This window comes from Corynebacterium sp. HMSC06D04 (genome assembly GCF_001807315.1).
GTDB lineage: Bacteria > Actinomycetota > Actinomycetes > Mycobacteriales > Mycobacteriaceae > Corynebacterium > Corynebacterium simulans.
In genome coordinates, this window is the sequence record NZ_KV788547.1 from 1 (window position 1) to 14,023 (window position 14,023).

Genomic DNA, 14,023 nt, shown 5'->3' on the forward strand with positions numbered 1-14,023 from the left:
CAGAACACCGGTACCAAAAACTCGCATCTGACATTGGTGGTGCGTTCCTAGCGTTTCTCATTGGCTTTGGCCTGCTGGAGTTCGTCGGCGTGCTCATGCAGCCCATCATGCGACCGTTGTGGAAGACGCCGGGACGCTCTGCTATTGATGCAGTGGCCTCGTTCGTGGGCTCATATTCACTGGGAATTTTGGTCACGGACCGCGTCTACCAAAAGGGCGGATACACCGGGCGTGAGGCAGCGATTATTGCCACCGGCTTTTCGACGGTCTCTGCGGCCTTCATGGTCATCGTGGCCAAGCAGCTCGACTTGATGAAGGTATGGGGCACATACTTCATCGTCACGCTCATCGTGACTTTTGTGGTTACCGCCATTACCGTGCGGATTCCGCCGCTGCGCACCATTCCAGACGAGTATTTTGCGGACGCGCACCCAGATCCGGAAAAGCCGGTGGAAGGCTCGCGCATCAAAAACGCGTGGCGCGAGGCGATGTTGGCGCTACAACGCGCACCGTCGTTGTGGGAGTCCATCTGGGAGAACCTGCGCGATGGTGTGCGCATGGCGGCAGCAATCGTGCCGTCCATTATGTCGGTGGGTCTCATCGGACTGCTGCTTGCGCGCTTTACGCCCATCTTCGAGTGGATTGGCTACCTGTTCTACCCATTTGCGTGGGTAGCGCGGCTTCCGGAGCCGGTACTAGCGGGCAAGGGCGCGGCCATGGGAATTGCGGAGATGTTCCTGCCCGCCACCGCAGTGGCAGGCAGCGACAGCATGGTGCTCAAGTTCGTCATCGGCGTGGTGGCAGTCTCTGCCATTATTTTCTTCTCCGCATTGGTGCCGTGCATCCTGGCAACCAAGATTCCGGTGAAGCTGACTCACTTGGTCATCATTTGGTTTGAGCGTGTCGCGCTGACCATTCTTATCGCCACCCCGATTGCCCACCTGCTGTTTTGATAGGTTAAACCCAAGACGGGTTAGAGGATCTATATCGCTGGAGGGCAATGATGCTTATAGCCACTATCGCAGCTGAGGTAGCCTTTTGGCTTTGCTTAGTGGCTGGCTGCCTCTTGCGCTACGTGTTTAATCTGCGCAAACTCGGTTTGATACTTATGGCCGCGACCCCAATCATCGACCTGCTGCTCTTAGTATTTTTCTACGTGAGCCTGAGCCAAGGCGGTAGGGCCGAGTTCATGCACGGATTCGCGGCCTTTTATATTTCTTTCTCTGTTGTCTTCGGCAAAGACATTATTGGATTCGTAGACCGGAAGGTTTCTGGAGTTGCACCCCGAGAAAGTGCTCATGCGGACAGGCGCAGTTTCACAAAGTGTGTGGTTGCGAGTGCTGGCGCAGCGCTTTTGCTGCTCATAGGCATTGTGGTGACTGGCTTAGCGGGTAGCTTCTGGCTTGTCTACTGGCTCATCGCTGTTGCCTTTACTCCTGCTATGTGGTGGGGAGTCCAACGTTGGATGAGTAAGAAAGCTACCTGATAAACTGCACGGCCCGGGTAAACCCCAACGCCGTTGGCGTTTAGCTAGTGAGGTGGGCCGTGACAATGTCATCGATAAGCCGCGCGGCTGCTTTGGCGGTGCGGTTATCTATGTCAAAGGTGGGATTGAGCTCGACGACGTCCACCAGAGCCAGCTTGCCCGTCCGCGCAATTGCTACGGCCATGGCGCGGATACGCTCATAGCTCACGCCCAGAGATGCCGGGGCGGATACGCCCGGCGCGGTAGAAGCCGGCAGGACATCGAGGTCGATGGACAAGTGAACCTTGTCCTTGCCCTCGGTGGCGCGGGCTGCAAGTTCGCCGCACTCGGCCGGGGTGAGGTTGGTTAGCTCTTCATCCAAAGTGATGGCCACGCCGAGAGATTCGGCTTCATCAAAAAGCACCTTGGTGTTATTGGGGCGGGAGATGCCCAGCACGGTGTAATCAAAGTCATCGCTAAGCTCCGAAATCTGCTTGAACGGGGTGCCGGAGGTCGCCTGGTCCGCGCGGCGGAGATCGAAGTGGGCGTCGAGATTGATGATCTTGGTGGCGCCTACCGCGCGATACAGGCCGCGGTGGGAGCCGAAGGCGGTTTCGTGCCCGCCGCCCAGGATGATGGGGAGGGTGCCGGCCGCGACGAGTTCTTGCACCTTATCGGAAAGGGCGTCGTGGGCACCCTCGAGGTCATCGGCCTGTGTGGTGATCGTGCCGGCGTCGGCAAGCGCATGCTCATGGTGCACCGCCAAGGAGCCAAGCGCGGAACGCAGCGCGGCTGGGCCTGCGGCTGCACCCTGGCGCCCACCATTACGCAGCACGCCCTCGTCGGAAGCAAAACCCAAGAGAGTCACTGGGGCTGGGGAAGTGGCGGACTGATTGATAACGCTATGCCAGCGAGCATGCTCTGGTCCCGGGCCATCGGAGCGGCCGGACCATTCGGGGGCGGGGGTGAAAAGTTCAGCTGTTTCAGTGTTCATGGTCTTCGATGTTAGGCAAAACCGCGGCATGTGGCAGGAAACTCTGCCTACAATCACTAAGCGTGAGTACCAACAGAGTCCCCGCGGCGCGTCACGCGATGGAGATCCTCAAGCTTTTATCCACGATCGACGTCCCTATTTCTGCCGCCCGCATCCAAGGTGAGCTCAACCTGCCGCGCTCATCTACGTACCACCTGCTGGCGGAGATGGTTGATGCTGGTTTTGTAGCCCATTTGCCGGAGCATAAGACCTATGGCCTGGGGTTGGCGGCGTATTCCATGGCCTCGGCCTATGTAACGCAGCAGCCCTTGGTGCGCATGGCTACTCGGGACTTGGAACAGTGTGCGGCGCTGGTGGGTGGATCGGGGCATCTGTCACGTATGGCTGGATCGGAAATTTTGTATCTGCAGGAGGTGCGTGCGGCCGGGGCTACTTCCTTGGTGACCGAGGTGGGCGTGCGCCTGCAAGCACATAAGACGGCATCCGGGCGTGTGATGCTGGCGCATCTGCCTGATGCGGAGGTGCGCGCCGCCTTTGATACTGCGGGAGGTAGCGGCTTTGCCGCGTTGAAAGAACGCTTGGGTTTGGTAGCTGCACGCGGGTGGGACCAAGAGATTGAAGAAATTACTCGCGGTCAGGCCTCTGTGGCGGTACCCATCCTGGATCATTTGGACCGCCCAGCGGCGGCGGTGGCGGTGACGTATCCGGTAGGGACGCCGGATACGAAGGTAGACGCCGCTATTCGAGCTTTGCTGGAGGTATCGGACAAGATGGCGGCTAAAATGTACCGCAATCATAAAAAGTGAGGTAGCATACATTCATCGCGTTAGGCTGTCGCGCGACACATTGAAATTGTTGATCCCTTTTAAAGGAGTTTTTGCCATGCCTAACGCCTACCCAACTACCGTGACCGTAAATGTCGGCGCGCTGAGCATCGAGGACGTCGTTGCCGTTGCCCGTTATGGCGCGCAGGTGGAGATTGCTCCCGAAGCGCTAGCAGAGGTGGCCGCTACCCGCGAGCGCATTGAAGAACTCGCGCAGGATCCGACCCCCGTCTACGGGATTTCCACCGGTTTCGGCGCTTTGGCCCGCCGTCATATCCCGGAAGAGATGCGCGCCCAGCTGCAGCTTTCCCTGGTACGTTCGCATGCTGCGGGCACCGGCCCGGAAGTAGAAGAAGAAGTCATCCGCGCACTGATGCTGCTGCGCCTGTCCACCCTGTGCACCGGCCGCACTGGCGTGCGCCCCGTAGTGGTGGAAACGTATGCCAAGGCCCTCAATGCCGGCATTGTGCCGGTGGTGCGCGAGTATGGCTCGCTGGGCTGCTCCGGAGATTTGGCGCCGCTTGCTCACTGTGCACTGGCCCTGTTGGGAGAAGGCGAGGTGCGGGTAAACGGCGAGCTGCAGGATGCGGGCGAAGCCTTGGCCGCAGCTGGCATCGAGCCGCTGCAGCTGCGCGAGAAGGAAGGCCTAGCGCTCATCAACGGCACCGATGGCATGCTCGGCCAGCTCTGCCTGGCCATTACTGACCTGCGCGCGGCCGCAAAGACCGCCGATATTGCCACCGCCATGACCGTGGAGGGCCTGCTGGGTACCCTCGTTGTCTTTGCAGATGACCTGCAGCAGTTGCGCCCACATCCGGGCCAGGCCGATGCCGCGGCCAATATCCTCCAGGTGGCCGAGGGGTCACAGATCTTGGAAGCCGCGCTCGAGGAGTTCAAGAAGAATCAGGTACAGGATGCCTACTCCGTGCGCTGCGCCCCGCAGGTCGCCGGCGGTTTCCGCGATACGTTGACCCACACTGCCCAGGTGGCTGAACGCGAGCTGGCTGCCGCGGTGGATAATCCGGTGGTGACCAAGGATGGCCGCGTGGTCTCCAATGGTAACTTCCACGGCGCGCCGGTGGCCTATGCGCTCGACTTCCTGGCAATTGTCACCGCGGATTTGGCCTCGATTTCCGAGCGCCGTACCGACCGCTTCCTGGACCCGGCACGCAACCGCGGGCTGAACGCATTTCTTGCCGACGACCCCGGTGTTGACTCCGGCCACATGATTGCCCAGTACGCCCAGGCCGGCATCGTGAGCGAAATGAAGCGCCTGGCCAACCCATCTTCGGCCGATTCCATTCCTTCTTCTGCCATGCAGGAAGACCACGTGTCTATGGGCTGGTCCGCGGCTCGCAAGCTGCGCAAGGCCGTCGATGGCCTGCAGCGCGTGCTGGCCGTTGAGATCCTCACCGCCGCCCGCGCCATCGACATGCGCGAGGGTGCCCCGGCTAAGGGAACCGGCGCGGTGATCGCCAAGCTGCGCGAAACCGTCAAGGGGCCAGGTGTGGACCGTTACCTCTCTCCGGAAATCGAGGAGACCGTGCGCCTAGTCAAGGAGGGCGCGCTTGTCGAAGCCGTCGAGAATGCTACCGGAAAGCTGCGTGGTTAATATGTCGACCATCTCTTGGCGCCCGCAATCTGAGCCCAACCCCTTGCCGTTTTCCCCTTTTAAAGCCAGCACGGTACCGCGCCCCATTGGATGGCTTTCCAGCGTGGATGGTGAGGGCCGCGAAAACATCGCGCCCTATAGTCAGTGGCAAAACCTCACCTTCGATCCACCCATGGTGATGTTTTCGGCCAACCAGTACCCGGATGGTCGCCGCAAGGACACGGTGCTTAACGCGGAGGAGACCGGCTGGTTCGTGTGGAATATGGCCACCTATGATCTACGCGAGGAAGTCAATAAATCCGCCCAGGTGCTCGACTATGGCGACAGCGAGTGGGACCGCCTTTCCGTAACCAAGGAATACGCGGACAATTACCGCATTCCCATGGTGAAAGAATCGCCGGTGAAGTTCGAGTGCCAGTACAAGACCACGCTGCGCGTGCCTGGTAATTCCAAGGTGGGCAGCATCGACCTCGTGGTGGCGGATGTAAAAACCATCCATATCGATGAATCTGTCATCGATGAGGAAGGCAAGCTTGACATCCTCAAGATTAAGCCCATCGCGCGCATGGGCTACTTTGACTACACCGTGGTCACAGGAAAATTCGAGATGCGCGTGCCCGGCTCCGACGACGCCGCGCGCGCCGGACTAGAGGGCAGCGCCTAGCGCATCGGCCATAGCCCGCTGGCCCGCGTGGGTGGATCAAGCGGCGAGGAGGGCCGCAGAAAAGAGGGGGATAAACCGGCGCATGCAGGCCGTCATAGATCATCCCGCATGTGTCTCATATACGAGACAGTTAGGGCTAATGTGGCATGGTACACAGAGCTGTGTCACAGTACTTTATGACATGTGACGCTGAACAAGTCCTCGGGGACAGCCCCGGGATACCGGCCTAGGGGGCTTGTGTGGGCGTCGAAAAGCACAAGCGAAAGGAATCCTCACCATGTCTCAACCACGCGAAGTACGCGCACCGCGCGGAACCGAACTGTCCGCCAAGTCCTGGCAGACCGAAGCGCCCCTGCGCATGCTCATGAATAACCTCGACCCGGAGGTAGCCGAGCGCCCCGAGGATCTCGTGGTCTACGGCGGCACCGGCCGTGCAGCGCGCAGCTGGGAAGCCTTCGATGCCATCGTAGAGTCCCTTAAGGATCTCGAGTCCGACGAGACCCTGCTCGTCCAGTCGGGTAAGCCGGTCGGCATCTGGAAGACCAATGAGTGGGCACCCCGCGTGCTCATCGCAAACTCCAACCTCGTGGGGGACTGGGCCAACTGGGAGCACTTCCGTGAGCTCGAGGACGAGGGCCTCATGATGTACGGCCAAATGACGGCCGGCTCCTGGATCTACATCGCTACCCAGGGCATCCTGCAGGGCACCTTTGAGACCTTCGCGGCCGTAGCGAAGAAGCGTTTTGGCGGCACCCTGGCCGGCACTTTCACCCTGACCGGTGGCTGCGGCGGCATGGGTGGCGCACAGCCGCTGTCTGTCACCCTTAACGGTGGTGCCTGCCTCATCGTGGACGTTGATGAAACCCGCCTAAAGCGCCGCCAGCATAAGCGTTACCTCGATGAGGTTGTCACCGACCTAGATGAAGCACTCAAGCTGGTTCTTGACGCCAAGGAAAACAAGAAGCCGCTATCCGTAGGCCTGGTAGGCAACGCCGCCGAGGTATTCCCGGAGATTCTGCGCCGCCAGCGCGCCGGGGAATTTACCGTCGACATCGTCACCGACCAGACCTCGGCCCACGATCCTTTGTCCTACCTGCCTTCTGAAATCACCGTGGAAGACTGGCACAACGAGGCTAAGGCGGATCCAACCACCTTCACTAAGAAGGCCCGCGAGTCCATGGCTGCTCAGGTCCAGGCTATGGTCGAGTTCCAGGATGAGGGCGCAGAGGTCTTTGACTATGGCAACTCCATTCGTGATGAGGCTCGCAAGGCCGGCTACCAGCGTGCCTTCGAGTTCCCTGGCTTTGTGCCGGCCTACATTCGTCCGCTGTTCTGCGAGGGCCTTGGCCCGTTCCGCTGGGCTGCGCTCTCCGGTGACCCAGAGGACATCAAGGTAACCGACCAAGCCCTCAAGGAGCTCTTCCCAGACAACGAGCACCTGCACAACTGGCTCGACGCAGCAGAGGAGTACGTTGAGTTCGAAGGGCTGCCGGCGCGTATTTGCTGGCTCGGCTATAACGAGCGCCACAAGGCCGGCCTGCTCTTCAACGAGCTTGTCCGTGACGGAAAGGTCTCTGCTCCGATTGTTATCGGGCGTGATCACCTCGACTCCGGTTCCGTGGCTTCTCCGTACCGCGAAACCGAGGCGATGCTCGATGGCACTGACGCGGTAGCAGACTGGCCACTGCTTAACGCCATGACCGCTGTGTCTTCCGGTGCTACCTGGGTGTCCCTTCACCACGGCGGCGGCGTGGGCATGGGCCGTTCCATCCACGCCGGTCAGGTTACCGTTGCAGACGGCACCGAGTTGGCCGCCGCCAAGCTGCGCGCGGTCCTCACCAACGACCCGGGCATGGGCGTTATCCGCCACGTCGATTCCGGATACACTCGCGCGAAGGAAGTAGCTGATGAGCGCGGCGTACGTATTCCGATGGAATTTCGAGCTCGCGACTAGCAGACGGCACCACATACGGGTTGGTCAAACCCAGAAAGGACGCTTTAGATGAGCACCCTGTTTACTGGAATCTCCGAATTACACACGGTTAGTGAAGCCGGAACGCTTGACGACGCCGCCATCGTCGTCACCGATGGTGTGGTTTCGTGGGTGGGGCAGCGGTCTCAAGCGCCGGCCGCTGACGACATCGTGGATTGCGGTGGGCGAGCAGTTTTGCCCGGTTGGGTCGATTCGCATACCCACATGATTTTCGATGGAGACCGCTCCGCCGAATTCGAGGCCCGCATGAGCGGTGGCTCTTATGAAGCAGGCGGCATTGCAGTCACTATGGATGCCACTCGCTCTGCTGGCGAAAGCCGACTCGAGCAGCTTCTGGTCGAGCGCATTGCAGCGGCCCGTCGAGGCGGTACTACGACCGTCGAGACAAAGACTGGGTACGGCCTCAACACCGAATCCGAAGTGCTAGCTGCGCGGGTAGCATCCAAGTACGCAGATGACGTCACTTTTCTCGGCGCGCACCTTGTTCCACCAGGCGCGGATGCTGATGACTATTTGGATGAGGTCGTAGGCCCGATGCTTGACGGCGTCGCAGACTATGCGAATTGGATTGACGTGTTCTGTGAGCGAGGCGCGTTTGATGAGACGCAGTCTCGGCGGGTTCTTGCTGCTGGTAAGGAACGTGGCTTAGGCGTGCGTGTACACGGTAATCAGTTGGGTGAGGGGCCCGGTGTTCAACTCGCGGTTGAGCTGGATGCCGCTTCAGTCGACCACGTTAACTATTTGAGCGATGCCGACATTGAGGCTTTAGCCAACTCCGAGACCGTCGCTACCATGCTTCCTGCCTGCGATCTTTCCACTCGCGAGCCGCTAGCTCCAGGGCGTCGTCTGCTTGATGCAGGCGCCACCGTTGCTATCGCTTCTAATCTGAATCCGGGAACGTCTTATACCTCCTCGATGAATTTTTGTGTTACTACGGCGGTGTTGCAGCAGCGTCTATCTCTAGACGAGGCTGTCCGAGCAGCGACGTTTGGTGGCGCTAAAGCTCTTCGCAGGCACGATGTTGGTGGAGGCCTAGATGCGCAGGGGCGTCCGGCAAAGGGCACGATTGTTGAAGGCGCTGCGGCCGATCTTCATGTGCTCGATGCACCGAGCGCCATTCACCTGGCTTATCGCCCGGGTATGCCCATGACGTGGCGTACGTTTGTCGCAGGAAAACCTGCGTTCTAAAGGCGCTCAGCGATGGCATGTGCCATCGCTGACTGCCCTTCGTGGGTGGGATGCATGGGGTAGGCCCCAGTTTCAGTCCCCGCGAGGTCGACCCAGCGCTCCGCAACGGGGGCGCAGCCGGTGTGCAGTTCGGTGGCCGGTGGCACGATGAACTGCGCGCCGGCGCGGTGGGCTGCTTGCTCGACTTCCAAGTTGATCTGCGAAATCTTTTGCATCAGCCAAAGACGGTCGACGTCGCTGACTTTTTCAATCGCGGGGCAATTGCTTTCGTTATCCGTCGCTGCAAGAAGTGGCATATAGGCGGTCGCGAAAATCTTGGCCTGTGGGGCCTTGCGGTGGATGCCGGCGTAGACGTCGTCTAGCTTGGCAGGCAGTGCCGCCAGGGCTTGGTCGATCTCCCCGCCGTGGAGCTCGGCGCAATTCAGGTCGCTGGTGTTCATGGCGCAGCTTGTCAGCACGCCGAAGCCGGCGTCATTGCCGCCGATGGACAAGGTGATGATGTCGGTCGTGGTGTGCACGGCGTCCAACTGCGGTGGAAGGTCCGCACGTGGCCCCAGGACGTGGTCGGTTAGGGCGCCTTGGCACGTGACGTCGTCAAGCGCGAGCCCCTTCATCTGCTGTAACTGTGACGGATAGTTGTCGCTCGCCCGTGCACACCATCCTGGCCCGGTGTGTGGGGCGCCGCGGGTGCCCATCGAGGCATAAGAGTCGCCCAACGCGACGTAGTGCAGGGCGTCGCTAGTCTGCTCGTCCTTGCCTGTCTCTTCTTTTGCTGTGTCGCAGGCGCCAAGGCTGAGCGCTAGGGCGGTGGTTGCCAGCGCAGCCAGCGTGGCGTGGCGCAGGTGGTGCGGCAGGAGGCGAGCGGAGACGGTCATGGGCGTGATTGTACGCAAATGCGGGGGGAAGGTTGACTATGCAATTGGGTGAGTGTGACCGTTAGGTAATGGGATAGATGGTGTGTTTGTTGGCACCTTTAAAGCGCTTTTAGCTCGATCGATGGCGGTAGGGGGTTTGTATAACGTACTGTGGAGCAAGCAATGAGCATTACCGATAACGCCACCGGCGGCGTGAACGAGCCGGAAGAAATCAATAAGTCGGAATCTCAGGAAATCTCGCAAGGTGACGTTGAAACCACCGGGGCTGCGAATAACCCTGAGGACACCGGCGCTGAAAATACTTCAGCCAACGACAATTCTCAGGGGTTTGCAACTCTCGGCCTGCCTGACGATGTTCAGCACGCCGTTGCGAAGGTCGGCTTTACCCAGCCATCCCCAATCCAGGAACAAACCATCCCGATCCTGATGGAAGGCCGCGACGTCGTGGGCCTCGCCCAGACGGGTACCGGAAAAACCGCAGCTTTCGCGCTGCCGGTTCTATCCCAGGTCGACCCAGAAGTACGCCACCCACAGGCACTGGTTCTCGCCCCAACGCGTGAACTTGCCCTGCAGGTTGCGGACTCCTTCCAGTCCTTTGCTGATCACCTGGGTCGCATCGAGGTGCTGCCAATCTACGGTGGTCAAGCATACGGCATTCAGCTTTCTGGTCTGCGCCGTGGCGCCCAGATCATCGTCGGCACCCCTGGCCGCGTCATCGACCACCTAGAGAAGGGCTCCCTGGATATTTCCCAGCTGCGCTTCCTAGTCCTCGACGAGGCAGATGAGATGCTGAACATGGGCTTCCAGGAAGACGTTGAGCGCATCCTGGAAGACACTCCGGAAGAAAAGCAGGTCGCGCTGTTCTCGGCAACGATGCCGAACTCCATCCGCCGCCTGTCTAAGCAGTACCTCAACGATCCTGCTGAGGTTACTGTTAAGTCTGAGCGCCGCACCAATGACAACATCACGCAGCGTTACCTTTTGACCCCACACCGTCAGAAGATGGATGCCTTCACCCGCATCCTCGAGGTCATCGAGTACGACGCCATCATCGTCTTTTGCCGTACCAAGCACGAGACCGAAGAGGTCGCTGACAATCTGCGCGACGCTGGCTATAACGCGGCCGCCATTAACGGCGACATCGCCCAGCAGCAGCGTGAGCGCACCGTTGACCAGCTCAAGGATGGCCGCTTGGACATCCTCGTGGCTACAGACGTCGCCGCTCGTGGCCTGGACGTTGAGCGCATCACCCACGTGGTCAACTACGACATCCCGAACGACACCGAGTCCTACGTGCACCGCATTGGCCGTACCGGCCGTGCAGGCCGTACCGGTGAGGCGATCCTGTTCGTCACCCCGCGTGAGCGCCGCATGCTGCGCTCCATCGAGCGCGTGACCAACGCCCGCCTCGAGGAAATGGACCTGCCTTCCGCTGACGAGGTCAACGAGAAGCGCAAGGAAAAATTCCTGGCCAAGATCGGCGAGTCCCTGGGTGAGAAGCAGTTCGAGTTCTTCCGCGACATGGTTCGCGAGTACTCTGCAACGAACAACGTTGCCATGGATGACATCGCCGCAGCGCTTGCAGTCCAGCTGCAGGGCGGTAAGGACTTCCTGCTCAAGGAGCAGCCAGCGCCGAAGCGCGACCGCCGTGACCGCGACCGTTTTGACCGTGGGGATCGCCGCGACCGTGGTGACCGCGGTGGACGTGGCGGCTTCCGTGACCGCGATCGTGACCGTGGCCCGCGCCGCCCGGACGGTGACTTTGAGACCTACCGCCTGGACGTCGGCAAGCGCCAGAACGTGCGCCCAGGCGCCATCGTCGGTGCGCTGGCCAACGAGGGTGGCTTGTCCTCCAAGGACTTCGGCCGCATCACCATTGCAGTGGGCCACACCCTGGTCGACCTGCCGAAGAACCTTGACCGCGCAGTGCTGGACCGTCTGAAGGACACACGCATCTCCGGCCAGCTGATTAACATCGCCAAGGACACCGGCCGCCCGCCGCGCCGCGATGGCGATGACCGTGGCGGACGCGGCGGCCGTGGTGGTTACCGTGATGATCGTCGCGGAGGCCGTGGGCGCCGTGACGACCGTGGCGGACGGGGTGGCCGTGGTGGCTACCGTGACCGTGATGACCGTCGTGGCGGTTGGCACGACTAACACGCGCAAAGCGTTACCGCCGTCCTTTTTCTTCCGCGGTACCTTAGAGGTGCAGCAAACCAGGGAGAATGGGGGGACGGCGGTTTCGCCGTTTTAGCGCAACTTCAAATGCTGTATGCCCGCGATGATGCCTTCGCGCCATGGGGCATAATCGTGGCCGCCGACGAATTGGCGCGATACCTGGTGAGGTGACTGCAAGCAACGCGCGAACTCTTGATTGACACTGCCCATGGAATCCTTTTTCGTGGGGGTGCTGGAACTCAATGCGGTCTCTAGGGTGCCAATCTCATGGAAGATTCGCCGCGGTGGCCCGGCAAGCGGCTTTTGCCAAGCCGCAAGTTCTTCTGGATCAAACCAAAAGGACGCCGACTGCACGATGGCATTTTCTAGCAGGTCCGGACGCCTGCGCACGGTGCGAGCGGCGGCGAGCCCGCCGAAGGAAGCGCCGGCGATGGCGGTGTCCGCAGGTCGCATATTTACCCCGAGACCATGCAGCCAGGGAAGCAACTGATCGGCGAGAAAAGGCTCAAGCACCGCCGCGTTGCACAGCAAGGTGCCGCGGTCTTGCGCATTCGTGGTGCTGAAATATGCGGTGCTGCACTGCGGCGCGAACGGGTAGGAGTTTACGTACCTGTTGCCATCTGTGAGCAACAGAAGCGAAGGGCCGCCGGTGATATCAGCCCAGGCCTCCACACTAAAGCGGTGGCCGTCGGGGGCGGCAATATCGAAAAGCGTGTGGTGTTGGGGCTTGCGAACGGGATAAGGCGCGGCCGGAACTTCACCAGACGCTGGCACGCGCAGGCAAGTAAGGTTTCCCACCCTCTCGGATTCTTGGTCGAGTGCTGTGGCAGTTTCAATGTGTTTAATCCATTGCTCCCGTTCGGTTGAAATTGGCTTGCCTGCAGGAATTAGCCCGGCACTCATTACGAGACCGCGCGGTAGCGCGAAAGCGCCGACGAACCAGTCGCGGTAAGGCCGTAGCCGGAAATGCTCGAGGTCTTCGCGATGGACGTGAGTGATTGTGTCGAAGAAAACGTAAGCGTCGTGAGGCGAAGCGATGAGTACAACCGCTTGGTCATCGGTGTGCGAAAGCACCTGGTAACGCGCATAGACCTTTTCGGGATTAACTTCGTCCCAATCGAAATCAATGCGCTGAGCTGCACTAAGAAGGCTAATTTCGGATAACATAACGAGTTAGTATAGCATCACCTAAATAAATAATGGGTTACTTTAGTTCGGTGGGAGGTTTGCCTCGTGCTCACAGTTCGGCGTATTGCCGTCTTAGTGCTGACCTGCGCAATTCTTGCCTTGTTGTGTTTTGCTTCTTTAGCTATCGGTTCATCCCACATTCCGCTAGCCAACGTGTGGCACTTGCTCCTTCATCCTGATGGCTCCGGTGAAAGCTACAACGTCAATGGGTTGCGTCTGCAGCGGACGGTGGTGGGCGTGCTCGTGGGAGTAGCCCTTGCAGTCGCAGGTGCAGTAATGCAGGTGATTACTAGGAACCCGATGGCAGACCCAGGCTTACTGGGCGTCAACTCTGGGGCTTCGCTCGCCATCGTGGTGGGTGCGTGCTTGGGTAGCGCTGATAGTGCCCACATGCAATTTCTCCTCGCTGCGGTGGGCGCGGCCGGCGCTGCGACTTTGGTGTACTTCGTTGGCGGTGCCTCGCAAGTGGGCGGTGCCTCGCCCGTGCGGCTGGTGCTCGCTGGCGCCGCCTTTTCCGCCGCGTCCGGCGGCGTCGTTTCGGCACTATTGTTGTTGCGCGAAGATGCATTTCAAACGTTTCGCTACTGGGACGTGGGCGCGCTAACTCGCAACGACGTCAACCTGTGGTGGTTTGCGGTACCGCTCGCCGCTGGGCTCGTCATCATCTTTGCAACGTTCCCGCAGCTTTCAAACATGGCGCTTGGCGACGACGTCGCTGCCGCCTTGGGCACCGATGTGGTGCGAACCCGAGGCCTTGCCTTGGTGGGGCTGACCTTGCTTTGTGCTGCCGCAACTGCGATTGCTGGCCCCATCAGCTTCGTGGGGCTCATGGTCCCACTGTGGGCGGGATGGCTGATGGGCTCACACCTTGCCTGGACCATCTCCTTGTGCTTGGTATTCGGACCGTGCTTGATGCTCACTGCAGACATCCTGGGCCGCGTCATCGCCAGGCCCTCCGAGATCCCAGTGGGTGTCCTTACTGCCTTTGTCGGAGCGCCCTTCTTGTTCTTTATGGCAACTCGAATGAAGACTCGGAGCTGAC

At 60.2% G+C, this 14,023-nt stretch carries 12 protein-coding genes; 9 read left to right on the top strand and 3 right to left on the bottom strand.

Annotated elements, in window-relative coordinates; translation table 11 throughout:
- A partial coding sequence (locus tag HMPREF3155_RS05845; protein WP_070432813.1) for a YjiH family protein occupies positions 1-953 on the top strand: 953 nt, incomplete at its 5' end.
- A gap of 98 nt (positions 954-1,051) precedes the next feature.
- Complete coding sequence (locus HMPREF3155_RS05850; protein ID WP_235591287.1) at positions 1,052-1,486, top strand: hypothetical protein; 435 nt, start codon at positions 1,052-1,054, stop codon at positions 1,484-1,486.
- A 40-nt stretch (positions 1,487-1,526) separates the two neighbouring features.
- On the opposite strand, the gene hutG is transcribed toward HMPREF3155_RS05850, so the two are convergent.
- Positions 1,527-2,459: a formimidoylglutamase gene (gene hutG / locus HMPREF3155_RS05855; protein ID WP_062039024.1), complete on the bottom strand. Its 933-nt coding sequence runs from the start codon at positions 2,457-2,459 to the stop codon at positions 1,527-1,529.
- 98 nt (positions 2,460-2,557) lie between these two features.
- Here hutG and HMPREF3155_RS05860 point away from each other — a divergent pair, with 98 nt between their 5' ends.
- From HMPREF3155_RS05860 to hutI, 5 genes are all read left to right on the top strand, one after another.
- The gene (locus HMPREF3155_RS05860; protein WP_062039021.1) at positions 2,558-3,265 is read left to right on the top strand and encodes an IclR family transcriptional regulator; all 708 of its coding nucleotides are present in this window, start codon (positions 2,558-2,560) and stop codon (positions 3,263-3,265) included.
- Positions 3,266-3,341: 76 nt separating this feature from the next.
- Positions 3,342-4,895, top strand: coding sequence for a histidine ammonia-lyase (gene hutH / locus HMPREF3155_RS05865; protein WP_062041217.1), 1,554 nt, complete (start codon positions 3,342-3,344; stop codon positions 4,893-4,895).
- Position 4,896: 1 nt separating this feature from the next.
- Positions 4,897-5,559, top strand: coding sequence for a flavin reductase family protein (locus tag HMPREF3155_RS05870; protein WP_148138224.1), 663 nt, complete (start codon positions 4,897-4,899; stop codon positions 5,557-5,559).
- Between the two features lie 277 nt (positions 5,560-5,836).
- A complete protein-coding gene (gene hutU / locus HMPREF3155_RS05875; RefSeq protein ID WP_061921857.1) occupies positions 5,837-7,513 on the top strand; it encodes a urocanate hydratase in 1,677 nt (558 codons plus the stop codon).
- A gap of 48 nt (positions 7,514-7,561) precedes the next feature.
- Positions 7,562-8,740: an imidazolonepropionase gene (gene hutI / locus HMPREF3155_RS05880; protein ID WP_061921860.1), complete on the top strand. Its 1,179-nt coding sequence runs from the start codon at positions 7,562-7,564 to the stop codon at positions 8,738-8,740.
- Here the strand turns inward: hutI and HMPREF3155_RS05885 are convergent.
- On the bottom strand, positions 8,737-9,615 hold the full coding sequence (locus HMPREF3155_RS05885) for an SGNH/GDSL hydrolase family protein (RefSeq protein ID WP_070432814.1): 879 nt from the start codon (positions 9,613-9,615) through the stop codon (positions 8,737-8,739). The two genes, hutI and HMPREF3155_RS05885, sit on opposite strands and share 4 nt — an antisense overlap.
- 162 nt (positions 9,616-9,777) lie before the next feature.
- On the opposite strand from HMPREF3155_RS05885, the gene HMPREF3155_RS05890 reads away from it, so the two are divergent.
- Positions 9,778-11,772: a DEAD/DEAH box helicase gene (locus HMPREF3155_RS05890; RefSeq protein WP_070432815.1), complete on the top strand. Its 1,995-nt coding sequence runs from the start codon at positions 9,778-9,780 to the stop codon at positions 11,770-11,772.
- Positions 11,773-11,865: 93 nt separating this feature from the next.
- On the opposite strand, the gene HMPREF3155_RS05895 is transcribed toward HMPREF3155_RS05890, so the two are convergent.
- Positions 11,866-12,960 carry an alpha/beta hydrolase gene (locus HMPREF3155_RS05895; protein WP_070432816.1) on the bottom strand — a complete coding sequence of 365 codons (1,095 nt, stop codon included), beginning with the start codon at positions 12,958-12,960 and terminating at the stop codon, positions 11,866-11,868.
- A gap of 66 nt (positions 12,961-13,026) precedes the next feature.
- Between HMPREF3155_RS05895 and HMPREF3155_RS05900 the strand changes: the two genes are divergently transcribed.
- Positions 13,027-14,022, top strand: a complete 996-nt coding sequence (locus tag HMPREF3155_RS05900) for a FecCD family ABC transporter permease (protein ID WP_210385646.1) — start codon at positions 13,027-13,029, stop codon at positions 14,020-14,022.
- The last annotated feature ends 1 nt before the right edge of the window (position 14,023 follow it).

Coding starts and splice junctions, on each gene's coding strand:
- HMPREF3155_RS05895 (WP_070432816.1), bottom strand. CDS start 12,960: ATGTTATCCGAAATTAGCCTTCTTAGTGCAGCTCAGCGCATTGATTTC.
- hutG (WP_062039024.1), bottom strand. CDS start 2,459: ATGAACACTGAAACAGCTGAACTTTTCACCCCCGCCCCCGAATGGTCC.
- hutI (WP_061921860.1), top strand. CDS start 7,562: ATGAGCACCCTGTTTACTGGAATCTCCGAATTACACACGGTTAGTGAA.
- HMPREF3155_RS05885 (WP_070432814.1), bottom strand. CDS start 9,615: ATGACCGTCTCCGCTCGCCTCCTGCCGCACCACCTGCGCCACGCCACG.
- hutU (WP_061921857.1), top strand. CDS start 5,837: ATGTCTCAACCACGCGAAGTACGCGCACCGCGCGGAACCGAACTGTCC.
- hutH (WP_062041217.1), top strand. CDS start 3,342: ATGCCTAACGCCTACCCAACTACCGTGACCGTAAATGTCGGCGCGCTG.
- HMPREF3155_RS05870 (WP_148138224.1), top strand. CDS start 4,897: ATGTCGACCATCTCTTGGCGCCCGCAATCTGAGCCCAACCCCTTGCCG.
- HMPREF3155_RS05890 (WP_070432815.1), top strand. CDS start 9,778: ATGAGCATTACCGATAACGCCACCGGCGGCGTGAACGAGCCGGAAGAA.
- HMPREF3155_RS05860 (WP_062039021.1), top strand. CDS start 2,558: ATGGAGATCCTCAAGCTTTTATCCACGATCGACGTCCCTATTTCTGCC.